Raw genomic sequence first — 25,080 nt, forward strand, 5'->3', positions numbered from 1 at the left:
AGGATTAGGAGTGTGAGAAATGGCTAAACTCATCAAACCTGAAGAAGCGGCGGCGCTAATCAAGGATCATGACTCTCTTTGGATCGGTGGTTCAGGAGGAGGGCATGCCGTCCCTGAGAGGCTGATCGAGGCTTTGGGAGATCGCTACGTCAGGTCAGGAAGTCCTCGCTCTATTACCTGCATCCATGCTGTCGGTATCGGCGATTGGAAAACGGCAGGCGTAAACCGGTTAGCCCATTCCGGTTTGATCCGGCGTACGATATGCGGCACGTTAAGCAATAGCCCGAAGCTGGCCGAGCTGGTGGCGGCAGGAGAGGTTGAGGCCTATACCTATCCGCAGGGAGTGCTTTCTCAATTAACCAGGGAGATTGCGGGTGGACGACCTGGACTCATCACAACCACCGGTTTGCATACCTTTGTCGATCCCCGCTTGGAGGGAGGACAGCAAGGGATCAAAAGGGGTCCGGATTTAGTGGAAGTGATTCATCTGGATGGCAAGGAATATCTGCGGTTTAAACCGTTGATGATTGACGTTGCCTTTATCCGGGCTACAACAGCCGATGAAAAGGGCAACCTGACGATGGAGAACGAGGCCGTTTTCGGTGAGAATTTGTCCATCGCAACAGCTGCACGCCGAAGCGGGGGGATCGTGATCGCCCAAGTGGAGCGTCTTACGAAAAAAGGAATGCTGCCAGGCAAACAGGTCAAAGTTCCCGGCATCCTGGTGGATTATATCGTCCTCGATCCTGAACCTTGGCAAACATACGTAACCAAATTTGATCCGGCCTATGCCGGATTCATTCATAGATTGGATGATGAGTTGCCGGTCCTGCCTTTGGATGCCAGAAAAGTCATTGCCCGGCGGGCTGCGATGGAGTTGTATCCGGATTCGGTTGTCAATTTAGGTTTTGGCGTAGCCAACGGAATTTCCTTTGTTGCTGCGGAAGAAGGGTTATCCAACGATCTAACGTTAACGGTGGAACAAGGACTGATAGGCGGAATTCCCGCATTAGGCAATGATGCCGGAGCGGCATCGAATTATGAAGCTATGATTGATCAGCCTTACCAGTTTGATTTTTACGACAGCGGAGGTCTGGATCTGGCCTTCTTATCCTTTGCGGAGGTGGACCGGAAGGGTAACGTCAACGTAAGCCGGTTTGGCGGTAAAATTGTCGGTCCGGGAGGCTTTATCAACATAACCCAGAATGCCAAGCAGGTCTGCTTCCTTGGAACCCTTACAGCCGGCAAAAGCGATTGCCGTGTGGATAACGGTCAGCTGAATATCCGGCAGGAGGGCTCCGTCAAAAAATTCATCCAGGATGTTGAGCAGGTGACTTGGTCGGGTTCTTATGCCTTGGAGAGAGGCCAAAAGGCCGTATACATTACGGAACGCGCAGTATTTGAGTTAACACCGGAAGGAATCGTTCTGAAAGAAGCCGCTCCAGGTATCGATATCAGGAGGGATATTTTAGAGCAAATTGAATTTCCTGTTATCGTACCGCAGCAGGTCAAGCTTATGGATTCACGTATTTTCAAGCCGGAAATGATGGGGATCAAGAATGAAATGAAAACTAAAGCGGCTTATCTGAACCGGTAGAAGCCGTCATTGGGTTTATAGGAGACGCCTAAGAGGCGGGAGGGTGCAAGACGTATAACAAGGAGATGGGTGAACATGTCGAGTATGAAGGTCGCTGAATTTGCTTCTCCTCAAAATGTGGTGATTTCGGAACGATCCATTCCCGTACCTTATGAGGACCAGGTATTGATCAAAGTGAAGTATGCAGGCATTTGTGGGACGGATGTAAAAATATACGACGGCTCTATTTCCTACTTAAAAGATGGTTTGCTGCAATACCCGCTTATTCCCGGACATGAATGGTCTGGCGAAGTGGTGGAATGCGGCCCGAAAGTGGAGGATATCCGGCCGGGAGACCGGGTTACAGGGGAATGTCATATCGGCTGCGGCAAATGCGGGGATTGTCTGAATGGCCGCACCAATATTTGCAAAAGAAGGATTCGGGTAGGCATTATGGGTCATGACGGAGCATTTGCGCAATACCTTCTTCTTCCGGAACGGGCCATTCATAAGCTGCCTGCTCAGGTTTCGCTTGAAGAAGGCGCTCTGGTTGAGCCGTTAACGGTTGCCCTGCATGCGTTGGATAAGCTGGATTCCGTTGCCGGTTCGAATGTGCTGGTATTTGGACTGGGGCCCATCGGTTTATTGATATGTCAAGTTGCAAAAGCGATGGGGGCAGCCCGGATTATTGGCGTGGATCCGGATAAGTTTCGGCTGTCGATGGGCCAAAGATTAGGCTGCAGCGTTGTCATCTCCAACGTTAATGACACCCCGATGCAGGTAAAGGAAATCGAGGAAATCACGGATGGACATGGAGTGGATATTATTGTTGAGGCTGCAGGGATCAACTCATTGGTAGCATTAGCCATAAATCTGGTTCGTCCGGGAGGTCAAATTTCACTGGTCGGTCTATATAAAGGGAACGTGGAAATCCATGCCTCACAGCTAATCACCAAGGATGTCCGGGTATATGGAAATATGGCCAGCGCAAGGGTATGGGACCGTGCGATTCAAATGATCGGGTCCGGCCGGGTTGATGTTCGCTCGCTGGTAAGCCATCAATTCCCGTTGAACCAGCTTTCCACCGCCATGGAAATGGCACATCTCAAAGCAGAGCCTGCCATAAAGGTCCTCATCCAAGTTGGAGAAGATTGATATAGAAGAGAAGCCATCACGGAGGGATTATATGCAAACGATTCGTTTGGAGGATATAGCCGGAACCCGATTTCCAACAGGGCGGAGAACACGGGTGATGATCGGCGCGAACAGCCCGATTCAGGCCGGAAACTTTGTCATGGGATATGTTGAACTTGATCCGAACGGTTCGGTGCCGATCCATGCTCATGAGCAGGAAGAAGTGTACTTTATCGCCAAAGGCAAAGGGTTCATGCAGGTTGGCGAGGAAAAACGGATGGTGGAGGAAGGAACGGCGATATACCTTCCGCCTCATGTTATCCATGAGCTGGTCAATGGACCCGACGGGCCTATGGTCATGATGTTTGTATATTCACCGGCCGGCGTCGTTTCCCACTGGAAAGAAGAGCAGGAAAGACATGGAGTTTGATATGGCGAGGATGACGGGAAGCATATGTGCATCTTCTTGCGATCTATGAGCCGGCCGGCTCAATCAGTGAAGTTAAACTTTGAAATCGGGTTTTATACGTATTAACTTGGCTTAGGAGGTTTACATAAATGGCCAAAACCATTTTATTGCCCAACAGTAATGGAGAATTGATATCCTACAAGCCCAAACGGTCTGCGGCCTGGCACCCCCCCTCGGAACCGTTAAAAAGCCGTATCGCTTATGCGGCGCCGCACGTGGTCGCCAACCCGCTGGCTGACGTTGATCGTTCCCGGGAGCCCGGCATCGATTGGACGGGGACTCTGGAATACCGGCGTTATCTTTGGTCGTTAGGACTGTCTGTCGCTGAAGCCATGGATACTTCTCAACGCGGAATGGGACTGGACTGGGAAACCTCGAAGGAGCTAATCCGGCAATCATTGCATGAAGCCATGGCGGTCGGAGGGGATATCGCTTGCGGTGCGGGTACGGATCACCTTAGCCTGACAGATGCTTTAACTATAGATGGTATAGAACAAGCGTATCTGGAGCAATGCCATTTTATTGAAGACCACGGTGGCAGAATTATTTTGATGGCCAGCAGGGCACTAGCCAAATGTGCCAAAGGGCCGGAAGATTACTATAGGGTGTACGAGACGATTCTGTCACAAGTGAAAAAGCCTGTTATCCTCCATTGGCTTGGAGAAATGTTTGACCCTTCGCTTTCGGGATATTGGGGCTATCCGGACCATGATGCCGCCATGAAGGTATGCCTGGACATTATCAATAAAAATGCCGCAAAAGTATACGGTATTAAAATATCGCTTCTGGAACATACATTGGAAATCAAAATGCGTCGTGCCCTGCCTGAAGGGGTTCGCATGTTTACGGGAGACGATTTTAATTATCCATCTTTAATAGCCGGGGATGAGCAAGGTTATAGTGATGCGCTTTTAGGGATTTTTGATGCTATTGCCCCTGCGGCTTCCGCCTCGATTCATGCGCTGGATATAGGGGACATGGAAAAATACAATCAAATTATGACATCTACGCTCCCTTTATCCCGCCATATTTTTAAATCGCCCACTTATTATTATAAGACGGGTATCGTATTTATGGCTTATTTGAATGGACATCAATCTCATTTTCGTATGATCGGAGGGCAGGAGAGCGCCCGCTCAATCCCGCATCTGTCTGAATTGTTTATATTGGCCGATCAAGCTCATTTGCTGCGCGATCCCGAGCTTGCGGAGCAGCGCATGAAATTGGTTTTGTCATTGGCAGGTATTCACGCGTAAAAGCTGAAAAAACATAAAAAGGATGTGTTGATTTCTCATGGATTTTCAAATCTCCGATACAGTGAAGGAAGTCCGCGATTTAGTACGGGAGTTTGCCAATGATGTCATTGCTCCTCGCGCGAAAGAAATCGATGAAAAAGATGAATTCTTCCCCGACATTTTACGCACGGCAGGTGAGCTTGGCATCTTGGGAATGGAGCTGCCTGAATCTCAGGGGGGAATCAACAGCGGTACATTGGCAGCCGTGATGTGCAACGAAGAAATCGCTCGTGCGAGTGCTGCGGTGAGTAATGTAACAGGCGCTTTGCGGCTCCAAATATTTTTGATCCATACCTATGGTACGGAGGAGCAAAAGAAACGATGGTTGCCTGGCCTGACCAGCGGTACTGAGATCGGAAGCTTTGCCCTAACCGAACCTAACGCCGGCTCCGATGTAGCCGGTATCAAGACGACGGCGGTTCGAGATGGCGATCATTGGGTTATTAATGGTCAAAAGTCTTTTATTACGCTGGGTCCGGTTGCCGATATGGTGATGGTTTTAACTTCTACAGATCCTTCCAAGGGCGTCCGCGGTTTAACGACCTTTATCGTGGAAAAGGGAACGAAAGGCTTTACGGCAGGACCGAGAGATTATATGATGGGCCAGCATGGTATCCCGATAAGTCAATTATTTTTCGATCAGGTAAGAATACCTGCTGAACATATGTTGGGAGAGGAAGGACAAGGATTTAAGATTATGATGTCCGGGCTGAATGGCACCCGGTTAGATATTGCTGCACTGTCACTAGGGATTTCCCAGGCGACGTTCGAATTGGCTGCCTCCTATGCCGCAACAAGACAGCAGTTTGGCAAACCGATCGGGGAATTTCAAGGTGTGGGCTTTATGCTCGCCGAGATGGCCACGGAAATCGATGCCGGGCGTCTTCTTCTTTACAGAGCAGCCGCATTGAGCGATGCGGGCAAGCCTTTCACCAAGGAAGCATCGATGGCAAAGTACTACTGCTCGGATCATGCAATGCGTCATGCCACGAATGGGGTGCAAATTTTCGGAGGTTACGGATATACCAAGGAATATCCTTTAGAGAGATTTATGAGAGATGCCAAAATATGTCAAATATATGATGGAACCTCTCAAATTCATAAGCTGATTATTAGCCGCACTATATTAAAGGAATTTCAATAATTTTCTTCTGATCAGAATCCTCCAGTGTATCACTCAAAACGAAGGTACAGAAAGGGGAATTGAATGTGATAAAGATGAAGCTTAAGAGTTTCATTACATCCGGCGCTATCCTGGGAATGATGGCTCTCACAGCTTGTGGGGGAGGAACGGGAGGGACAAATCACTCGACACACTCTGACGCTTCTTCTGCAGCAAAGCCTGCTGCAGCCGAGCCCGCCAAAAAAACAGATTATCCATCTAAGCCGGTTACATTGCTTGTACCTTTTGCGGCAGGAGGAGGTACGGATACGATTTCACGTCATTTGGTCAAGGTAGCGGAAAAACATCTCGGTCAACCGATCGTCATCGTCAATAAAACGGGCGGTGGAGGTTCGGTAGGAATGACTGAAGGGGCCAATGCAAAGCCGGATGGATATACGATCACTATGGTCACCGGAGAACTAACGATGCTTCATCATTTGGGTACTACCCGGATTAACTATAAGCAATATAAGCCGGTAGCTCAATTTAATGATGATCCCCTGGCTCTTTCAGTCAAAGCGGACGCTCCTTGGAAGACGGCGAAGGAATTCCTTGAGTATGCCAAACAAAAAAAGGGGGATGTTAAGATCGGCAACTCCGGTACAGGCGGGATCCATCATGTGAACGCAGCCTCCATTGAACAAGCGGCCGGCGTAGAATTTACACATCTTCCTCTTGATGGCACCGCAGGCGCACTGACCAATGTTTTAGGCGGCCATATCGATGCTGTACTTGTAAGTCCGCCGGAAGCCAAAGCACTTGTAGACTCCGGGAAGCTAAAATCCTTAGCCATCCTGGATGCCAGGGAGTCGGAGGTGTTTCCCGGCGTCAAAACGTTTGAAGCGGATACGGGGATCAAGGCTCAATATTACAGTACTTGGCGCGGAGTTGCCGTTCCTAAAGACACTCCGGATGAAATTGTAAAAGTATTAGCCGAAGCCTTTAAGAAGGCATCGGAAGAGCAGGAGTTTAAAGATTTCATGAAAAAGAGCGGATACCGTTTAGTGTATAGAGAAGGCCCGGAATTCGGGAAATTTATGCAAGAGAGCGATGATAACTTTGGCAGGGCTTTTAAAACGCTGGGACTCAGTAAATAAATCGGTTTATAATCGCTGCATTAACAAGTAAATATTCAACTGATCTATATCCACAGCCGGACAGAGACATTCTCTTGTCCGGCTGTATCATTTTTTTATTGAAAGGGAGGCTGCGGGAACAGGCCCTTTTTTTAAACCCCGCTGCTGTCCGGTGTCCGGACACCGGATGTCCCGGGAACAGGGGAGAAAGGCTTGCGTTCGGATCATAGGGGGCGAAACAGTGCATGAATACGATGGATTTAGAAAATGTACATCATAATATGCATTGGCATGGTTTTTGCTTATTTATTTGGACATGTAGGGAATTGGAATAGACTCTACTAAAACATAATTTAAAGGAGGCCATCGGAAATGACAGTTGCAACAGATCAATGGTCCACGGAGTTTAAAGAAATCAATGACAGCAATGAAGAGCTTAACGCCCACGGGAAGTTTTTTACCTGCTCGTATCTGTTGGATATGGAGACGACAAAGGTCTTGATTCGAACACATGCGGGAAAAATGGAAAGCGTCACCATGGATCCGGGTCCGCTCGAGCATTATCAGTTTGCCATTCGTGCCAGTGCCGATACGTGGCGCAAGTTTTCTCAGCCTACTCCGCCGCCGATGTATCACGGCATTTGGGCGGCAAGCTTTCAGAGGGATATGAAGCTTGAGGGCGACCTGCTTGTATTGATGCAAAATCTCCGCTGCCTCACCACCCAATTGGAATTATTCCGTGTTGTCGGAGTACCGGTATAAACTAAATACGATAAGGGAGGAAGCAAGCTATGCCAAAAGCAACATTTTCACCCGTAACAGGCCGCTATGTCACCATTGAAGTGGACGGTGACGAATATAAAGTATTTTATCTGGAGAACGGAACGGGTCAGCCCATTGTCTGCCAGCATACGGCAGGCTGCCACAACCATCAATGGCGGGGGCTGCTTGAGGATGAGGAATTCACGCAAAACTATCGCATCATCGCTTATGATCTGCCGCGTCACGGCAAATCCGATCCTCCTCTGAACCGTGAATGGTGGAAGGAAGAGTACAAGCTGTCCGCCGATTTTTACACAAAATTCATCGTTACCCTGTGCGATGCCCTCGAGCTGGAAAACCCGATTTTCATGGGCTCGTCGTTTGGAGGAAACGTAGCGCTTCAGCTTGCTTTGCGCTATCCTGACCGGTTTGCTGCCGTCATTCCGGTTGAAGCGGCGGATCACTCTCCGGGCTTTTATCTGGACTGGTGGCATCATCCGCATGCCAACGCGGCTCAAGTGTGTGCCAGCGGAGTATGGGACCTCATGGCTCCGCAATCGCCGGATAAGGACCGTTGGGCCACATGGTTTTATTACTCGCAAGGCTCGGAAGCATTCAAAGGCGATTTGTACTTCTACTCCGTCGATCATGACCTTCGCGGCAAGCTGGGTCAGATCCAGGGGGATAAAGTTAAGGTGGTTATGCTTACCGGCGATTATGACTATCTCACGACTCCGGAAGACGGCAGGCGTACCGCAAGCCAAATTAAAAATGCCGAATTTATCGAAATGGTCGGCATCGGCCACTTCCCGATGAGTGAAAATCACGAAGTGTTCCGCAAGTACCTTGCGCAAGCATTGGAGATCATCAGTGCGGCGAACACGGCCAAAGCGTAATGAAAAAGCAAGAGCCATTCAAGACTCCTGTCGCGGATGGCTCTTTTTGAGTTATACTGAAGGTAGTGAACATTTTAATCCTTATAGGGGTGAGCATTTGTGAAAAGGGATAGCATCATGCTGTTTGTTATTGATCCGCAGAATGACTTCATGGATGACGGTGCGCTGCCCGTTGCAGGTGCCAAGAAAGATATGCAGCGTTTGGAAACGTTCATTTCGGAAAATGAGCGTAAGATCACACGCATAGGCTACTCGCTGGATACCCACCAGCCGATTTCGATTTTCTTCTCCGTATGGTGGGCCGATCAAGACGGACAATCCCCTGAACCCTATACGTTGATTACATATGACGATGTTATAGCCGGCCGGTGGCGACCGCAGTTTCATCCGGATGAAACCCTGCAGTGCATAAGTCAACTGAAGTCCATCATGATTTGGACGGATCATTGTCTTCAAGGCACTCCGGGTGCAGCCGTAGAAAAAACCATTTACAACGCGATCATCCGTCACTCCCGTAAGAACGGGCTCAATCCTTTTGTAATTGAAAAAGGGCTTGACCCGATCAGCGAGATGTATGGCATTGTTCACCCGGAACATAATCCGCTCAATTATGTCGATCATCGAATGATCGATGAATTTAAGAATTATGATGAAGTGATATTCGCCGGAGAAGCGGCATCGCATTGTGTGCTGACCTCGGTGAAGCAGGTCCTGGTATTGTTCGAACGAGAGACGGTAAAGCCCCGGTTTAGCCTCCTGACCAATTGCATGAGCCCGATTGCCGGATTTGAACAGGCGACAACCCTTGCCTTTGACGAGCTTGCCGGGAAGTATGGCTTGCGCTTCAGGAAGTCAAGTGATTCTATATAGGAAGCGGTAAAGCGGATCGGCCGGCTTTATTAGCAAACGTAAGAAACCGGGGATGCAGCCCGGTTTCTTTATTTGAGACGTTAGGGACGGCATTACATTTTTAAGGAAACCGGATTATGGTGTTTGCCATGGCAGAGGCTCGTCTGACATGAATTTATTGAGCACGTTTTCCGTGAGCCGTGAAATGTTATTATCGTACTTGTTGTGCGATAAGCTTCCGCAGTACGCAATGGAGCTTACCGAGAATACTGCACCTCCATTGGGAGTCGGGTAGTAGACCATATCGGCTCTAACCTTGGGATTCTCATAACCGCCCATGCCGGGAACGTTAAAAAACAGTTCCTCTACAACCTGCAGGTAAACGTCGGTATGGCCTTCCGAGGAGGCCAAGATCAGCGCTTCCGGAGGGGTCCCAAGCTCAAGATCATAAATGTCGAGTTCTAGCCCCGCTGCACCGCCGCCGACTAAACCGAAGTTTCCAATGAGCTCGTCATCTCCGATTCCTTCGAAAATCCAGGAGACTCTGGGGTCAAAACTATCCGGATTCCGACGGTAATAGGAGGAAACGTCAAATCCTTCCGCGATGAAGCCGGTCCCGGCAATTTTTTGCGGTGCTCTGCCTCTATTTCTCCATAGTCCCCCCTGTTCGCCGCTAAAGCTGAGATGCAATTCGCCATGCTGCGCCTTCCAGGCATTGGAGCCGAATTGCTTGCGGACTTCTATGATATTTGGATTTTCCGGATTGAACTGGATGATCCAGTAGAAGCCATTGGCTCCCATATACATCAATCTTCCGCCGAGCTGCTGATAATCTTCAATCGCATCCAGCATTTGACCGGAATAATATTCGGGATGAGAGCCCGTAAGGACTACATTATACGGTTTTAACAGCTCCACGCCATCCGCATGAAGGTCATGATCGGTAATCACATCAAAGGAGTATCCCTTTTCGGTCATCCAATCTACCAAATGGAGGTCCGCGTTAAACTGCCACAAGGAAGGGGAAAGGTTATGCCTATATTTCGGTCTCATATTGAGGACAGGACGAAGTGCGGAAGAGTAACATACTCCGCTGCCATCGGAATGTACATCATACGTTGAAAGACCGAATTCATTATGCTCCATAAGATACAAGTCCTCTTGTTGTATAACGGGGGCCCGCCCGAACATCAATTGCGCCAGAGGAATGTCCTGAAATCTTGTGTTCGCATAAGCCAAGTAACTTGCGGTTGGAATCAATAAAGCGATTTTATTGGTGGTGGATCCTTTGGCAGGCTTGACAAAAAACGTAATATAGTCTTCATCCTCTCCTGCTTTTACATGGGCCGCGTAAACGCCGCTTATTAGATCTTCCGGGATGGTTAATTCAAAGTCCGTTTCCCATTTAGCATCCGAAAGATCATCATCATGAAAATGAATGGCTCCATACTGCTCGGGCGCATGAATGAAATTTTGTTCATTTGACGTCCAATTGTAGCCGGTCATCGCTCGGGTAGGATGGTTAACGGCTGTTCCATGCAGTTCGTTTTTTGAAGTGTCCAGCACTTTGCTGGGCATTTCAAAACCATTCGGACCGATATTTTTCGAAAAATCCCAAGCGGCCAGCAAATCATCAAAGGGCTCTTCTACACACTGCTCCATCTCCTGCAGGGTAAGGACACGGTCCGCCATGCGAGGCCTATCCATTTTTCCGTTATAGCATCCGCCAACGATGTTCTTGCCGGCGATCGTGTTTTGTAAATAACCGGCCATAAGGAAAGGAGTGTCTTGTTCCGTATCAGGCCTTGCTTTTACAGACGTCTTTACGTGCGCAGCCATTCTTTCCGTTGCATAGGCGAGAGAATATCTTCCGTTGGTTCGGCCGATGAGAGGTTTTTGGTATACTTCAACCGTCCCGCTCGTTGCGTCATAGGAAGCCCCTGCAAAAAACCAGATTTTTTGTTCCAGCTTCTTCTCTGTACTGACCTTCTCAACCTTCCCGCTTCCGTCCCCGATCCATAAGGCCAAGCAGCCGTTCTCGTCAATAAACAATCCGTAACCGGCTTTTTTGGAATCCGACCATTTCGTGAGCAGTCCTTGAACTCCTATGCCCGGTGTAGTGGGCCAAATCATAGCTTGCAGGGAAAAACTCTGAACATTTCTAAATAATGGATGATCCGGCACGATGATATGAGAACCGCTGTAAATTTTCTGTTCTCTTCCTTTGTATTCTTTATTTATGTTGGTCTTGACGGGTCTCGTCTTCAATCCGGGGCCTTGAGGATTGGTGTCCCCATGAATCAATTGAACAATGGCGGCCTGATAGCTTTCATGCCCTTCACAGTTCACCATAAATTTGATTTTGTTTCCCGGCGCTACACTAAGCTTATCTGTATATCCGTTAATAGCCACTAGAGATCTCCCTTTCGATTTAGATTTAAACGACTACGCCGAATTGCTGGAGTCTTTTTAGAAAAAGCCCATGTTCCGCGGCTTCTCTGGAATCGAACCTTTCATCTTCGAATAGGACCGGTCGTTCCCCGCGGACAGCGGGATGTTCGCCTATACACCATTCTTCATGGGGCTTGGTGCATACGATGACATATTTACCTTCCATTTGTTCATGGTGTCTGCGGAAAAAATTCAATACCACATCCAATTGTTCGCTATGTTTGCCGATCGGATTTAACCGGTGCTCCTCTATCAGTTCCCTGGTAATCAGCGGCTTGATTCTCGTTTCAAAATTCCTCATGTCTATATCCATATAGACCGCTTTATCTCTGGGTTGCTTAGACATATTGCCGATCCCTCCATAATCATTTGTTTTTTTAAAGACGGATGTTAGACTACAGGGTAATGAAAGACAAAAAGCGGCATCATCACCTCCAAGGATTACATTGTAATTATTCAGAATATCATCCGGAAGTAAGTTCATTTTATAAGTCCAAGATAAAGCAGCAATCAAGCCTGCATCAGAACAGGATAAAATTAAGTTAAAGTTTATTTGATCGAATTAGGAACAAAAATGAGATAAATTGAAATATTCAAAATTTTGTATTATCATGGAAAGTAATTAAATAAAGGAAATGGAGGAGGAAGAATGGAAGAAATCCTTATCGTGGAAGATGATCTGAAGATACAAAAGCTTCTCTCGATTTGTCTTGATCATGAAGGAATTTCCTACTCCATTACCTCTTCAGGCATAGAAACGATTGAGAAAGTAAAAAACCATAACCCCTCTCTTATTCTTCTTGACATCATGCTTCCTGATATGGACGGTATAGAGGTTTGCAAGCAAATCCGGCTGCTGACATCCAGTCCCATCTTATTCATGAGCTGCAAGAATGAGGACAATGACAAAATCTTGGGTCTAAGCATGGGGGCGGACGATTATATCGAAAAGCCGTTCAACATCAATGTTTTGCTGGCAAGGATAAGGGCGCATCTGCGCAGAAATCGAATCTTGCATAAAGAGAGACAGCGAGCGCTTGAGCAGGATTTCCGGATTCAAATAGATAATCTATTGATCGATACACAGTCCCGGGAAGTTTTTCGTGATGGGAAAAAGATTCATACCACGATGAAGGAATTCGATTTGTTGACTTTTTTGTACAGGAATTGCAATCGTGTATTTACGATGGAGGAGCTCTTAGTCAAGATTTGGGGAAACGATACGTTGAGTGATCATAGAACGGTGGTCGTTCATATTTCGAGCTTGCGCAAAAAAGTGGAGGAGGATCCCCTGAATCCGAGGTATATCGTTACAGTAAGAGGAGCGGGGTATAAATTTGTCCGTTACTAGTTTGATCAAAAGATCCCTTTTTTTCAAAATTCTTATTTATACAGCTCTTTTATCATTAATCCCATACATTCTGTTTAGCATCTATTTCTTGATTGAAGTGAAATCGCTTTCGAAAAAGATTATTAATGAAACTTCATCCAGTAACATTCTGCAAACGTCATTTTCCCTAGAAGAAAGAGTGCGGCAATTGAATGAACAATGGGGTCGGAGGACGGACGATGAGTCGCGTAAGCTTCTGGCCGGGCAGCTTTTTGATATTGCCGTATACGGATATAAACCTTTAGCGTATATTCTGGATAAGAATGGTGTAATGATTGCCAAAGTCCGAAACGATCTGGAATCATTGATCCCCTATGACCTCCTGCAGGAGCAGCATGTATCAATGGTAAATAATAAAAGTGGGATCGTTACCGTCAATACGGCACATGAGAAGTATCACCTGCTTTATATGAATGTGGACAAGCCGGAGTGGATTGTTATTTATATTATCCCTGAAGCCCAATTGATGAGCATTGCTGCCGGTCATGCTGAAGAATATACCAATACTCAAGTATATAAGCTTGTTCAACGCATGAGCTTTTTTTTGTTCATCGGCATCTTGTTAATTTTATTTTTTTCCTACTTCTTCTCCGAGTTTTTTACTGCTCCCATTAGACAATTAATGTCCGCTTTAAATCAAAGAGCCAAGGGGTTTGAAATCGACCCTCTGCTTACGACAAGGTCAGATGAGATGGGTGAGTTGATACATACCTTTAACTATATGGACAATACCATTCAAAATTTAATCAAAGAATTAAACAGCAGATCCACACAATTGGAAGAAAATGTTCAAAAACGAACCAAAGAGCTGGAGGAAGCCAATGAATTGCTCCATCAAACCTATTCCAAACTAAAAAGATCTGAAAAATCGCGCTCCGAGCTGATCGTTCAGGTATCCCATGATTTAAAGACTCCCCTGACCTCGATTAAAGGCTTCTTGGAAATTCTAAACAAATATTCATTGCCTCAAGAACAGAAAAAAGAACTGATCGATCAAATTCTCGTCCAAACCAACCATATCATTCAGTTGATTGAAGGCTTGTTCGAGCTTTCATCATTGGATGCCGAAGAACTGAAATTCCAGAAAGAATGGATAAATATTGAATTCATTATGGATCATGCACTCAAAACTATTTTCTCTGACACGGAACACTCCAATATTATTCTGAATACGTATTATGAAGACGATTTACCCTTAGTGTTTGTAGATCCTAAGAAAATCTATCGGGTATTTATCAACATTTTAAATAATTCGATCAAATATGCTTCCAACCGACCCAAAGTAAAAATTAACATTGCCATTTATTTAAACAACAAAAATATAGTCATAAAAATTCAAGACAATGGAATGGGGATCAAAAAAGAAAATATCGATATGGTGTTCATCCCTTACTATAGAGAATCCCGGCCGAGCGAAAAAGAAATTCAAGGAAGTGGGCTCGGGTTGAGCATTTCAAAAAAAATTGTTGAGGCACATCATGGGGATATTTATATCGAGAGTGAAGTGGATCTAGGCACAACCATTTATATTTTGCTTCCGGCTGTTGATGCAGTCGGCAGGATGACAAACGAATAGCGTCTGTAATCAAAAGGATATAGTCGCTACTATCGAACCGTGGAGGTAAATATGTCTTATAAATTCAGCAGGGGAATCCTGGTTTTATCTTTCTTCATCCTCGTTTCGCTAAGCTGTTTTCCCGTTCTATTCGACTGGTCTAACCGTATTGAGCCTTGGGTGCTCAACATTCCATTCTCAATTTTTTGGCAATTATTCATTATCTCCTGCATGTGCTTGTTACTAGTCGTTTGGTGCATCGCGGATGGGTTGAACGGCGATCTTGATATTGAGGTTGAGGGTGTGAAAAAAGAAAATAAAGGCGAACTTTAAAAAGAGGACACTATGGGACTTGCATTTATTTTGGTCTTTTTTTTGCTCATGATTGTTATAAATCGAGGCAATGAGGGAATTAAAGATTACGGAGATTATGCTACGGGAAATAAGAGCTTCGGGCCTACAGCCATTGGTTTGTCCATCTTCGTGGTATGTGGGTTCGGTGTTTACGGCATGGGCCGAATTTAATGTAGGCTTCGGATTTATCGGAATCTATACGGCCATATACGGTACGATATCCATTTTTATTATGTATTTAGTATCAGAGAAAACCTATATCTGGGGTAAAAAATACAATTTAATCACTCAAGCCGAGCTTATGGGGTTTCGTTATCAAAGCGGGATGCTGCGTATCCTGATGTCGTTTTTGGGCGTTCTGTTTACCGGTCCTTGGCTGCTCCTGGAATGGGTTACGCAGGGTTACATTTTCAGCTATGCTACCGGGGGGAAAATAAGCCCTTTCTGGGGTATGCTGATCGGTGTGGTAACCGTGATGATCTATGTTTCCATGGGAGGGATGCGTTCGGTCATTCGAGCTAATGCTGTTCAGGGCATCTTTATGTTTGTAGTGGGAACGGGGCTATCCATATGGTTGATTTATAAATTTTTTGGCGGTATCCGCAGCGGGATGGAAATGCTTGTAAGGGACTATCCCGATGTATTGACCTACCCCGGACCTGGATGGTCTCCCCCTACGCCGTATTGGACCTCCATTATCATTGTCAGCGGGCTGGGTGCATTTATGTGGCCCTGGATTTTTAACAAAATGTTTGCGGCCAAAAACCTTAGGTCCATTAAACAATCAACGGTCATCGCCTCGATTTTGGGACTTATTTTCTGGACTTCTATGGTCTTTTTGGGAATCATGGTGCATTCCATGGAATACCCCCGCAATCATCCTGAGGAGGCCTATATGTGGGTTGCCAGTATGGCGGGTCCCGTTCCTTTGGCATTGATGAGCGTCCTTATCATGGCGACCAGCATATCCACCGTCTCGGGGATTATTCAAGCGATGGCCGCCGTTGATTTTGGCAAGCTTGTTTTTATTGCCATTTTGACCTATCAAGGGATCATCATGTTTTTCCCTGTCGTGTTCTTGGGTCTTTATTGGAAAAGGGCAAACAAAGAAGGAGCCATTGCTTGTATGATCATAGGTACGGCAACCTCCATCTATTTAATCATTTTTAACCCTTATTTTATAGATGAGCTGGGTTGGACCGCCGGAATGTACGGAATAATTCTCGCTTTCGTGATTATGGTCATCGCGGGATATCTTAAACCGATTTCCCCGCATGTTGAACAATTATGGTCGGATATAGAAACGGCGCGAAGTAAAGCGAGACAACCTAAGTTTTAAAATAAAATGCAGGAGATCGTTATAAAAGGATCTTTCGCGGCAAGCTCCTTTATATATTCAGACATTCGTCCATTCGCCTTGGCTGAGCGCTCCTTCTATTCATTGCTCGCCATAAACTTCTGGGTAAAGTGGGCACATATTCTCATTGATGCTTCAAGCACTAAGATGCATTTTCTGGAATCAGGCTTCTGGTCATGAAAGAGGGGCAGGACTTATAGTTCTTTTTGTAATCGCCGGCTGTTCGGCTTTACAAATGATGATAAGTCCCAGAACGAAAAGAACAAGGATTACTATAATGTTAATACCTAAAGCAGAGGAGGGATTAACATGCGCGAAAGAAGATTAAACAGGAAAAAAGAAAAAATGGAAAAATTACTTGACGAATTAAAACAGTTAGAGACTACGAAAGAAAAAAGGGAAAGATTACTTGAGGAATTAAAGCAGCTAGATCAGCTTGGGAATACGGAAGACAATGAAAATGAGAAGGAAAAGATGCTTAAAAAAGCGAAAAAGTTAGAAGATAAAATAGCGAAAGCTGAAGCAGAAAAAAAAGCAACATCTTGACCCGAAATTGGAAGTGTTTAATGGTCAATTCTCGACTGTAATCAGGATCACTCAGTACTGAAATGGGAAAGCCGGATTGAAGCTTTCTCATTTCGTTTTATTTCTCCAATTGATAAGATCTGTCTCCAATCTGCAGCCTTTACCGGCAGTGTAATGCGTACGTCCGACCTTTGAGGTGAACCCTCCGGCTGCTCTATCCGGCCATGTCGATAACCTGGCACTTTTTCTAGGCGCCATTAGGCAGAGGCTTCATTATTTGTTGATGGGACGGGCTAACTTTGCTGTCACCTCCGAGCATTCCTCTAAGTTACGGTTTTGACGCTAATTGCGAAGAACCTGAAATATCGCTGACTGTATACGTTAAAGATGATGATAAGTCCCAGAACCAAAAGTACAAGGATAACTATAATGTTAATACCTAAAGAAGAGGAGGGATGAGAATGCGCGAAAGAAGATTAAACAGGAAAAAAGATAAAAGGGAAAAATTACTTGGGGAATTAAAGCAGCTAGAGAAGACAGAAAAAAATGAAAAAGCTAAGGGAAAGCTGCTTACAAAAGTAAAAAAGCTAGAAGATAAAATAGCAAAAGCTGAAGCAGAAAAAAAAGAAACGGCTACTAAGGTCAAATCTTGACCCGAAAATGTCAGTGTTTAATCTCCAGCCCTCAATTGTGATCATGACCACTCAGTACTGAATGGGAAAGCCGGCTTGTGGCTTTCCCATTGCGTTTTATATCTCCATTTGATGGGATCTGTCTTCATTCTGGAGAAAAATTATTGTAGCGATACTGTTTGAAAATATCTTTTAATAATTCCGCTTTTATATGATTAATTATCCTAGAACTAAATATGACTGGACTAACTATAATGTTAATAAATCAGAAAGGAGGCCAAAAAATGAGTTATTATGATAGCAAAAGAAAAGAATTAGAAGCGAAAAAAGGCAAACTACTTGCTAAAATACAGTCTCTTGAGAAGAAAAAAAATGATAGGTCGGAAGATTCTTATAAAAGAAAAAAGAAAAGCTATCTTGAGAGATTACATGCACTAGATGCCATGATCGAAGCCCTGGTTGAAGCAGAAGCAAAAGCGAATGCGGAGGCAGAAGCAGAAGCAAAGGCAGAAGCAGAGGCAGAGGCAGAGGCAGAAGCAAAAGCAGAAGCGGAGGCAGAGGCAGAAGCAGAAGCAGAAGCGGAAGCCAAAGCAGAGGCAGAAGCGGAGGCTGAAGCAGAAGCGGAAGCAGAGGCAGAGGCAGAGGCAGAGGCAGAAGCAGAAGCCAAAGCAGAGGCAGAAGCGGAGGCTGAAGCAGAAGCAGAAGCAGAGGCAGAAGCAGAAGCTGAAGCAGAGGCAGAGGCAGAAGCGGAAGCAGAAGCGGAGGCAGAGGCGGAAGCGGAAGCAGAGGCAGAAGCGGAAGCGGAAGCAGAGGCAGAGGCAGAGGCGGAAGCAGAAGCTGAAGCGGAAGCGGAAGCAGAGGCAGAAGCGGAAGCAGAGGCAGAAGCGGAAGCAGAAGCGGAAGCGGAAGCAGAGGCAGAAGCGGAAGCAGAAGCGGAAGCGGAAGCAGAGGCAGAAGCGGAAGCTGAAGCAGAAGCGGAAGCTGAAGCAGAGGCGGAAGCGGAAGCAGAGGCAGAGGCTGAAGCAGAAGCGGAAGCAGAGGCGGAAGCGGAAGCGGAAGCGGAAGCAGAGGCAGAAGCGGAAGCAGAAGCGGAAGCAGAGGCAGAAGCGGAAGCAAAAGCGGAAGCAGAGGCAGAAGCGGAAGCAGAGGCAGAAGCGGAAGCAGAGGCAGAAGCGGAAGCGGAAGCAGAGGCAGAGGCGGAAGCGGAAGCAGAGGCAGAGGCGGAAGCAGAGGCAGAAGCGGAAGCGGAAGCGGAAGCAGAGGCAGAAGCGGAAGCAGAGGCAGAAGCGGAGGCAGAAGCGGAAGCGGAAGCAGAGGCAGAAGCGGAAGCAGAAGCAGAAGCTGAAGCAGAGGCGGAAGCAGAGGCAGAGGCTGAGGCAGAAGCGGAGGCAGAAGCGGAGGCAGAAGCGGAAGCGGAAGCGGAAGCAGAGGCAGAAGCAGAGGCAGAGGCAGAAGCGGAGGCAGAGGCAGAAGCGGAAGCAGAGGCAGAAGCGGAAGCAGAGGCAGAAGCGGAAGCAGAAGCTGAAGCAGAGGCAGAAGCTGAAGCGGAAGCAGAGGCAGAGGCAGAAGCGGAAGCAGAAGCTGAAGCAGAGGCAGAGGCAGAGGCGGAAGCGGAAGCTGAAGCTGAAGCGGAAGCAGAGGCAGAAGCGGAAGCAGAGGCAGAAGCGGAAGCAGAGGCAGAAGCGGAAGCAGAGGCAGAAGCGGAAGCAGAAGCTGAAGCAGAGGCAGAAGCTGAAGCGGAAGCTGAAGCGGAAGCAGAGGCAGAGGCAGAAGCGGAAGCGGAAGCAGAGGCAGAAGCGGAGGCAGAGGCAGAAGCGGAAGCAGAAGCTGAAGCAGAGGCAGAAGCGGAAGCAGAGGCAGAAGCGGAAGCAGAGGCAGAAGCGGAAGCAGAAGCGGAAGCAGAGGCAGAAGCTGAAGCGGAAGCGGAAGCAGAAGCAGAGGCAGAAGCAGAGGCGGAAGCAGAAGCAGAAGCAGAGGCAGAGGCAGAAGCAGAGGCAGAAGCTGAAGCAGAAGCAGAGGCAGAAGCAGAGGCGGAGGCAGAAGCAGAGGCAGAAGCAGAAGCGGAAGCGGAAGCAGAGGCAGAAGCGGAAGCAGAGGCGGAAGCGGAAGCTGAAGCAGAAGCAGAGGCAGAGGCAGAAGCGGAAGCAGAGGCAGAAGCAGAAGCTGAAGCAGAGGCGGAAGCAGAGGCGGAGGCAGAGGCGGAAGCGGAAGCTGAAGCAGAAGCAGAAGCAGAAGCAGAGGCAGAAGCAGAGGCAGAAGCAGAGGCGGAAGCGGAAGCTGAAGCTGAAGCAGAGGCAGAAGCAGAGGCAGAGGCAGAAGCGGAAGCAGAGGCAGAAGCGGAAGCAGAAGCTGAAGCAGAGGCGGAAGCAGAAGCAGAAGCTGAAGCAGAGGCAGAGGCGGAAGCAGAGGCAGAGGCAGAAGCGGAAGCGGAAGCAGAAGCAAGTGCGAATAATAGTTTTGAGCATAATCAGATTATTGCAAAAAATGGGCATAATGTAATAATTGGTTATTGTGATAATAATGCTTCTTATATAGCTATGGCTATATCGCAACTTGCACTACTTGCAGCATTAAAGGGAAATCAAAATTCTGATTATATAGACTCTGTTGTTTCAAATTTAACAAGTACACTGAATATGATGGTACAAGACGGAAAAAACAATCGTCAAACCATACTTGATGCTATTAATGCCCTCAGAAAAGAAGGGGAAGATTAAATGGCTAGAATGAATATCTCGCGCTGCAGCATTCCTGCTAAAAATGGTAAAGAAAAAATACTTGTAAAAATTATAAATGGCAATGTTAAAGATAGTCGCACGTTCAAGCTGAATGCCTATGATCGAGATTCAAGTTCTTCAGAATCCTTACCTATTTTAAATAATGATAAGCAAATAAATTCAGATGATTTAGAGCCTGGAGCCGAGAAATTGTACAGTATTAACGTAAAAAATGTAAAAAGTAAGATCGTTTTTGAAGTAATTCAAGAAAAGGGCGGTGCTGGAATTTCAATTTCCAGCAAAAATAGAGGCCCATCAAATGTAGAAATTATTTTAAAATAAACAATAAAATGAGCTGGGTCAATAGGTTGTTGTAGTTTCCTATTGATCCAGCTTTACTTTTTGAAAGGAATAATATAAGAGTTAGAGGGAACATTTATTTCTCATGTTGCTTCGGAAGTGCTTTATCAAAGGTCTGTACAATAAAGTATGTAACCCCTAAAACCAATTAAAATGGAACTAGTCGAAAGCATGGGGAGAATACATTGGACTTTGGACGTAACAATAATTACGGGAAAATTCATTAAAGAGAATCTTTCAGCTATTGGAGAAATGCCAGTCCACTTGCGTGAAACATCCATAGTGGCTAGATAGAGCATTTTTAATAAGGATTCATCCGTTGAGAAAATGCTTTTTCCCTGTCTCCTTACGGAGCTGCATGGCGGTCTTATTCCTATAAAGAATCAAATCCTGATAATAAGCTAACTTAAATTATCGGCACAATAGAAAATATATTGGGTAAATCACTTGAACCGTGAATTGAATTTTTATTTTCATTCATGATTGACAATGAAGTATACGTTTGACCATACATAACCTTACAGTTTTTCATACAAATATATAGAGCTTTTACGTTGGGTTTCAATCCATTGGCTGCAGTCCTGCCATAAAAAATTAGTTTAGTGTAGCTGCCTTTTTGTTGTCTGTTACAAAACAATAGGTTATGCAATAAGATTTTGTCTTTTATGCAGGGAGGGATCAGCAAATGAAAACACAGTTAAAACTAAGATCGGATGCGGCGATGGCGGACTGCTTGACCATTCACCCGGATACCGCCAATGAGCTGAGATTATTGAATAGCGACATACGCAGCATTCGATTTGGTATAAAATCCCATGAGGTTCAAATAACTACATCGTCCGAACTCCAATTGGATGAAGCATGGTTATCCCATGGCATCGTTACAAAATTACAGATACCACTGTCACCCCGCTACGAGATTATAGTGAAAAACAATGAAATAAGAATCGGCCCGTATATCGGTTTTTTAGTATCACTCAAGCCAGTTGTCTTAAACATAACCCTTGAAGAATGTTCAGGCTACCTTCATTGTTACGACGAGATCGGCGGGGCGGTAGTGGCATTTTCGTTTGATGGAATTAATACATCCGACCTGACTATCCAAGGATATATGTACAATCCTGAAGCAAAACAATGGGAGAAAGGCACATATGCTTATCCTGCATCTTTTTTTAGAGAATTGTTGCTGAATCCCTGGAAAAAGCATTTCCAATCCCATTTGGGAGATACCATATTCAATAATTTTAGCTATGACAAATGGAAAATGTACGAACTGCTGCAATCTTCCCCGATCCTCAAAAACCATTTACCGCTTACAAAGCCCTTAACAAAAATAGATGATATAAGATCGTTTTTAAACATACATCCCCATGTGTATATTAAACCGATCTACGGGTCAAAGGGCAGAAGTATTAAAACCGTAATGAAACAAGGTGATGGAGTTGTCGTACGTTTTAATGAACAAGGAGAAAATCAAAATCTTTACTTCGAAAATATAGAAGATTCATATGAGTTTATTGAAACCGACGTCAAAAAGGAAAACTATATCATTCAAGCCGCTTGTGACGTTATATCTCTAGGGGACAAGGTAATCGATTTCAGGCTGCTTCTTATAAAAAGCGGGGATGGCAATTGGCATGATATGGGTATCATCGTCAGATACGGAAAATCAGGCAATATCGTCAGCAATATTTCAGCGGGAGGAACATTTGAACTCGGAGAGCCAGCGTTAAAAAGCATTTTGCATCTGACAGACGAACAGGTTGACGAAATAAAAAAAGAAATGTCCCTTTTAGCCTTTGAAGCTGCCAAATATATTGATGCAACCGGTGTAAATTGTGGAGAAATTGCGGTAGATATCGGAATTGACAAGAAAGGCGATATTTGGATTTTCGAAATCCAGCATAATGCTCCATATATTCGCCGTCTTTTTACAAAAGAGGAAACCACTGAGATGTATTACCGGATACTGCGCCATAAAATGCTATATTTAAAAAGGTTGGCCGGTTTTGCGCAAGAGCAATAATGAAGCTGGAATCGGAAATTCATGTTGGCTAAAGCAGCGATCAGCCTTTCGTCATCTTGAGCAGGTATGGCAATCGTATAAAGGCACTCGATTGGAGAAGATGAATACGGCAACGATCATTATCTACTAACCGGATATTGTGCTTGTTAATGAATTGGAGGTTTATCATAAAGTCATTTATGTCACATTCACCCGCTTATGGATTGGACCCTAAACTTTTCTGGTGATAAAAAGCCCTGGAATTTTTCTCAAAGTTCGTTCCAGGGCGTTCGGTTTCTCTGTTTTTCAAATCGTTGTCGTCCTTTCCATCTCACTGGTTTCTGAATACATAGTGGTATGTATGTTCTAAAAGGAATGATGACGGTGACGTTGACGATTCAAGTTGAACGAGAAATCCAACGCATGATTCAAAAATTATCATCCAGACAATCGGAGGATGGAGCTTGGCGTTTTTGTGTGGAAAGCAGTCCCATGACTGACGCCTATTTGATTATCCTGCTCAGAGCGCTGGAATCCGAAGAAGAAGAAACTCTCATCTCGCAGCTGGTTGAACGCTTGCTTCATAAACAGGAAGACAATGGCGCTTGGAAGCTGTATGGCGATGAAAACACAGGAAATATTTAGGTTACTAATGAAGCTTACTTCGCTTTATTGTATTCCCGTCTGCTGCCTGAAAATGATCCTCGGCTGGTCCGTGCGAATGCTTTTATTCAAGCATGCGGAGGACTGGTGAAGGCGGAGCCCATGACCAAGGTCATGTCAGCGATGAACGGATAGTATTCGTGGCACGACCATCACCTATTATCCCTGGGCATGCTCCTTCTGCCGACCTGGTTTCCGATCAACTTTTTCAATTTATCGAGTTACGCTCGTGTCCATATTGCGCCAGTCATGGTGGCCGCGTACACCCGATTTTATATTCGAACCCGATATACTCCGGATCTTTCAGAGCGTGGGATTCGGCAGGTTAATCAAAAGCATGCTCTCATTCGACATTCAAACAGGAAGGATGTCCTTCTCAAAATCGGACTATATGCTGCCCTAAAGCGGGCGGAAGGCTACATGCTTTACCGGATAGAAGCTGACGGTACATTATACGGATACTTCAGCGCAACATTCCTCATGATTTATGCATTGCTCTCTTGGGTGCGAGAAACGCCATCCAGTGATTATCCAAGCTGTTCATGGTTTAAAAAGCTTGACCAGTCCTTACAGATGAGGGAATGATTCATATCCAATATTTCACATCTACCGTCTGGGTCACAGCCTTAATCAGTCATGCATTACAAGAGGCGGGATGAAGTATCGCGAATCCGACCATTTGGAAATCCCTTCATTATCTTAATAAGCCGACAGCATGTGCGCTACGGCGACTGGCACATTCTTGAGGGGGGAGCGAAACCGGGGGGTTGCGTACACAAGAACAGGACGGATCTTGGTATGGTCGTTGGGGAATATCCTACATTTATGGTACCTGGGCGGGGTTCACCGGTTTAATGCCGCGGGCATTGCCAAGGATCTTCCGGCCATACGGAAAGCGATCAGATGGCTGAAGCGTATCCAGTACGAGGACGGAGGTTTTGGTGAATCCTGTCAAAGCGATATCCAAAAACAGTATCAGCCTCTCGGTTATAGTACTCCATCCCAAACAGCTTGGGCTGCGGATGCCCTTATTTCAGCGGCCGAGAGAGATACGCCGGAAATCCAAAAAGCAATCTCCCGGCTTCTGGTGTTCCCGGATCAGAACGATGGGGCAAGCAGTTACCCAACAGGAGCCGGCCTGCCCGGGGGGGTATATTCATTATCACAGCTATCGCTGGATTTGGCCTTTACTGACACTGGCTAATTACAAAAAACGTTTCCAGTAATAGTTTCTCTATCTTATGAAATGTCCAAGGGTGCAGCAAATCTACGGTCATATGATTACATTATGGCTGGAGTGATGCGGCAATCAGGGAAGGAGTGTAATTTATGCCAAAACAAGAGCAAGCATTGGACTGGGCTGAGCTTGGAAGGTTCATTCAGTCCATTCAAAAGCAATATCCATTTCATCTTGCCCCAACATTAATGGAATTATTAGGAATAAATAATAACCAGATAAAAATCTTCGTACAAGATATGTTGAAAAATATGATTGAATCCACTCAGAAAAAGCCGGCTGTTGCTGAAGATATGAAAAAATACTTGGACTATGAGATGATTGAGACAAAGCGTTGGATTTATATCCATTTCAAGGTGCCAAAGAAGGCTTCGGTGAAAAAACTTAAGGTTTTTTTAAACCAAAGTAAAGTCAAGATTACAAATTCCGGTATGACGGAAATCATCGTGCTATCACATGATGTGATTCCCGGCCAATCAACGGCGAAATGGAAGGACGGCATTTTGAAATTGCATATGCCCAAAAAACGAACCTCCAAGCCATACCGGAATATTGTCATCCAACATCATCGATTTCGCATGATTCACTAGCGGCTAATTGCAAAAAGATTTT

At 45.8% G+C, this 25,080-nt stretch carries 21 protein-coding genes and 2 pseudogenes; 21 read left to right on the forward strand and 2 right to left on the reverse strand.

The genetic code is table 11. From position 1 onward, the window contains the following. The first annotated feature begins 19 nt into the window (after positions 1-19). The 9 genes from ACZYR9_RS12225 to ACZYR9_RS12265 all read left to right on the forward strand — a co-directional run bounded on the left by ACZYR9_RS12225 (position 20) and on the right by ACZYR9_RS12265 (position 9,243). Positions 20-1,597: an acyl CoA:acetate/3-ketoacid CoA transferase gene (locus ACZYR9_RS12225; RefSeq protein ID WP_488978775.1), complete on the forward strand. Its 1,578-nt coding sequence runs from the start codon at positions 20-22 to the stop codon at positions 1,595-1,597. Positions 1,598-1,672: 75 nt separating this feature from the next. Then, complete coding sequence (locus ACZYR9_RS12230; RefSeq protein WP_488978776.1) at positions 1,673-2,731, forward strand: zinc-dependent alcohol dehydrogenase; 1,059 nt, start codon at positions 1,673-1,675, stop codon at positions 2,729-2,731. A gap of 31 nt (positions 2,732-2,762) precedes the next feature. Continuing rightward, complete coding sequence (locus tag ACZYR9_RS12235) at positions 2,763-3,140, forward strand: cupin domain-containing protein (RefSeq protein WP_488978777.1); 378 nt, start codon at positions 2,763-2,765, stop codon at positions 3,138-3,140. A gap of 128 nt (positions 3,141-3,268) precedes the next feature. Further along, entirely contained in the window at positions 3,269-4,435 is a 1,167-nt protein-coding gene (locus ACZYR9_RS12240; RefSeq protein ID WP_488978778.1) for a dihydrodipicolinate synthase family protein, read from the forward strand. Positions 4,436-4,472: 37 nt separating this feature from the next. Further along, on the forward strand, positions 4,473-5,618 hold the full coding sequence (locus tag ACZYR9_RS12245; RefSeq protein ID WP_488978779.1) for an acyl-CoA dehydrogenase family protein: 1,146 nt from the start codon (positions 4,473-4,475) through the stop codon (positions 5,616-5,618). 74 nt (positions 5,619-5,692) lie between these two features. Continuing rightward, positions 5,693-6,736: a tripartite tricarboxylate transporter substrate binding protein gene (locus ACZYR9_RS12250; protein ID WP_488978902.1), complete on the forward strand. Its 1,044-nt coding sequence runs from the start codon at positions 5,693-5,695 to the stop codon at positions 6,734-6,736. 351 nt (positions 6,737-7,087) lie between these two features. Then, the gene (locus tag ACZYR9_RS12255) at positions 7,088-7,477 is read left to right on the forward strand and encodes a hypothetical protein (RefSeq protein ID WP_488978780.1); all 390 of its coding nucleotides are present in this window, start codon (positions 7,088-7,090) and stop codon (positions 7,475-7,477) included. A 29-nt stretch (positions 7,478-7,506) separates the two neighbouring features. Beyond that, positions 7,507-8,373 (forward strand): alpha/beta fold hydrolase, encoded by an 867-nt coding sequence (locus ACZYR9_RS12260; protein ID WP_488978781.1) that lies wholly within the window; start codon positions 7,507-7,509, stop codon positions 8,371-8,373. Between the two features lie 99 nt (positions 8,374-8,472). Then, positions 8,473-9,243 carry a cysteine hydrolase family protein gene (locus ACZYR9_RS12265; protein ID WP_488978782.1) on the forward strand — a complete coding sequence of 257 codons (771 nt, stop codon included), beginning with the start codon at positions 8,473-8,475 and terminating at the stop codon, positions 9,241-9,243. A 114-nt stretch (positions 9,244-9,357) separates the two neighbouring features. Here the strand turns inward: ACZYR9_RS12265 and ACZYR9_RS12270 are convergent, their stop codons facing one another. Together ACZYR9_RS12270 and ACZYR9_RS12275 are read right to left on the reverse strand one after the other, a co-directional pair. Then, positions 9,358-11,634: a N,N-dimethylformamidase beta subunit family domain-containing protein gene (locus tag ACZYR9_RS12270; RefSeq protein ID WP_488978783.1), complete on the reverse strand. Its 2,277-nt coding sequence runs from the start codon at positions 11,632-11,634 to the stop codon at positions 9,358-9,360. Positions 11,635-11,659: 25 nt separating this feature from the next. Beyond that, positions 11,660-12,019 (reverse strand): N,N-dimethylformamidase alpha subunit family protein, encoded by a 360-nt coding sequence (locus ACZYR9_RS12275; protein ID WP_488978784.1) that lies wholly within the window; start codon positions 12,017-12,019, stop codon positions 11,660-11,662. Between the two features lie 303 nt (positions 12,020-12,322). On the opposite strand from ACZYR9_RS12275, the gene ACZYR9_RS12280 reads away from it, so the two are divergent. The 12 genes and pseudogenes from ACZYR9_RS12280 to ACZYR9_RS12335 all read left to right on the forward strand — a co-directional run bounded on the left by ACZYR9_RS12280 (position 12,323) and on the right by ACZYR9_RS12335 (position 25,058). Beyond that, positions 12,323-13,024, forward strand: coding sequence for a response regulator (locus ACZYR9_RS12280; protein WP_488978785.1), 702 nt, complete (start codon positions 12,323-12,325; stop codon positions 13,022-13,024). A 187-nt stretch (positions 13,025-13,211) separates the two neighbouring features. Then, positions 13,212-14,639, forward strand: coding sequence for a HAMP domain-containing sensor histidine kinase (locus ACZYR9_RS12285; protein ID WP_488978786.1), 1,428 nt, complete (start codon positions 13,212-13,214; stop codon positions 14,637-14,639). A gap of 51 nt (positions 14,640-14,690) precedes the next feature. Then, positions 14,691-14,951: a hypothetical protein gene (locus ACZYR9_RS12290; RefSeq protein ID WP_488978787.1), complete on the forward strand. Its 261-nt coding sequence runs from the start codon at positions 14,691-14,693 to the stop codon at positions 14,949-14,951. A gap of 166 nt (positions 14,952-15,117) precedes the next feature. Then, positions 15,118-16,311 (forward strand): sodium:solute symporter family protein, encoded by a 1,194-nt coding sequence (locus ACZYR9_RS12295; protein ID WP_488978788.1) that lies wholly within the window; start codon positions 15,118-15,120, stop codon positions 16,309-16,311. Between the two features lie 327 nt (positions 16,312-16,638). After that, positions 16,639-16,875, forward strand: a complete 237-nt coding sequence (locus ACZYR9_RS12300; RefSeq protein ID WP_488978789.1) for a hypothetical protein — start codon at positions 16,639-16,641, stop codon at positions 16,873-16,875. A gap of 440 nt (positions 16,876-17,315) precedes the next feature. Next, the gene (locus ACZYR9_RS12305; RefSeq protein ID WP_488978790.1) at positions 17,316-17,507 is read left to right on the forward strand and encodes a hypothetical protein; all 192 of its coding nucleotides are present in this window, start codon (positions 17,316-17,318) and stop codon (positions 17,505-17,507) included. A 263-nt stretch (positions 17,508-17,770) separates the two neighbouring features. Continuing rightward, a complete protein-coding gene (locus tag ACZYR9_RS12310) occupies positions 17,771-20,203 on the forward strand; it encodes a hypothetical protein (protein WP_488978791.1) in 2,433 nt (810 codons plus the stop codon). Further along, a complete protein-coding gene (locus tag ACZYR9_RS12315; RefSeq protein ID WP_488978792.1) occupies positions 20,204-20,545 on the forward strand; it encodes a hypothetical protein in 342 nt (113 codons plus the stop codon). It begins immediately after the preceding gene. Between the two features lie 703 nt (positions 20,546-21,248). Next, positions 21,249-22,589, forward strand: a complete 1,341-nt coding sequence (locus ACZYR9_RS12320; protein ID WP_488978793.1) for a YheC/YheD family endospore coat-associated protein — start codon at positions 21,249-21,251, stop codon at positions 22,587-22,589. 402 nt (positions 22,590-22,991) lie between these two features. Further along, a pseudogene (locus ACZYR9_RS12325) lies at positions 22,992-23,816 on the forward strand (hypothetical protein). 182 nt (positions 23,817-23,998) lie between these two features. Beyond that, positions 23,999-24,435: pseudogene (locus ACZYR9_RS12330) on the forward strand (hypothetical protein). 125 nt (positions 24,436-24,560) lie between these two features. Then, positions 24,561-25,058: a hypothetical protein gene (locus tag ACZYR9_RS12335; RefSeq protein ID WP_488978794.1), complete on the forward strand. Its 498-nt coding sequence runs from the start codon at positions 24,561-24,563 to the stop codon at positions 25,056-25,058. The last annotated feature ends 22 nt before the right edge of the window (positions 25,059-25,080 follow it).

It is taken from the genome of Paenibacillus sp. F024 (assembly GCF_057814255.1).

Bases quoted from the DNA above. Each gene is read 5' to 3' on its own strand.
- ACZYR9_RS12225 (WP_488978775.1), top strand. From the start codon at position 20: ATGGCTAAACTCATCAAACCTGAAGAAGCGGCGGCGCTAATCAAGGAT.
- ACZYR9_RS12230 (WP_488978776.1), top strand. From the start codon at position 1,673: ATGTCGAGTATGAAGGTCGCTGAATTTGCTTCTCCTCAAAATGTGGTG.
- ACZYR9_RS12235 (WP_488978777.1), top strand. From the start codon at position 2,763: ATGCAAACGATTCGTTTGGAGGATATAGCCGGAACCCGATTTCCAACA.
- ACZYR9_RS12240 (WP_488978778.1), top strand. From the start codon at position 3,269: ATGGCCAAAACCATTTTATTGCCCAACAGTAATGGAGAATTGATATCC.
- ACZYR9_RS12245 (WP_488978779.1), top strand. From the start codon at position 4,473: ATGGATTTTCAAATCTCCGATACAGTGAAGGAAGTCCGCGATTTAGTA.
- ACZYR9_RS12250 (WP_488978902.1), top strand. From the start codon at position 5,693: ATGAAGCTTAAGAGTTTCATTACATCCGGCGCTATCCTGGGAATGATG.
- ACZYR9_RS12255 (WP_488978780.1), top strand. From the start codon at position 7,088: ATGACAGTTGCAACAGATCAATGGTCCACGGAGTTTAAAGAAATCAAT.
- ACZYR9_RS12260 (WP_488978781.1), top strand. From the start codon at position 7,507: ATGCCAAAAGCAACATTTTCACCCGTAACAGGCCGCTATGTCACCATT.
- ACZYR9_RS12275 (WP_488978784.1), bottom strand. From the start codon at position 12,019: ATGTCTAAGCAACCCAGAGATAAAGCGGTCTATATGGATATAGACATG.
- ACZYR9_RS12280 (WP_488978785.1), top strand. From the start codon at position 12,323: ATGGAAGAAATCCTTATCGTGGAAGATGATCTGAAGATACAAAAGCTT.
- ACZYR9_RS12290 (WP_488978787.1), top strand. From the start codon at position 14,691: ATGTCTTATAAATTCAGCAGGGGAATCCTGGTTTTATCTTTCTTCATC.
- ACZYR9_RS12300 (WP_488978789.1), top strand. From the start codon at position 16,639: ATGCGCGAAAGAAGATTAAACAGGAAAAAAGAAAAAATGGAAAAATTA.
- ACZYR9_RS12305 (WP_488978790.1), top strand. From the start codon at position 17,316: ATGCGCGAAAGAAGATTAAACAGGAAAAAAGATAAAAGGGAAAAATTA.
- ACZYR9_RS12310 (WP_488978791.1), top strand. From the start codon at position 17,771: ATGAGTTATTATGATAGCAAAAGAAAAGAATTAGAAGCGAAAAAAGGC.
- ACZYR9_RS12315 (WP_488978792.1), top strand. From the start codon at position 20,204: ATGGCTAGAATGAATATCTCGCGCTGCAGCATTCCTGCTAAAAATGGT.
- ACZYR9_RS12320 (WP_488978793.1), top strand. From the start codon at position 21,249: ATGAAAACACAGTTAAAACTAAGATCGGATGCGGCGATGGCGGACTGC.
- ACZYR9_RS12335 (WP_488978794.1), top strand. From the start codon at position 24,561: ATGCCAAAACAAGAGCAAGCATTGGACTGGGCTGAGCTTGGAAGGTTC.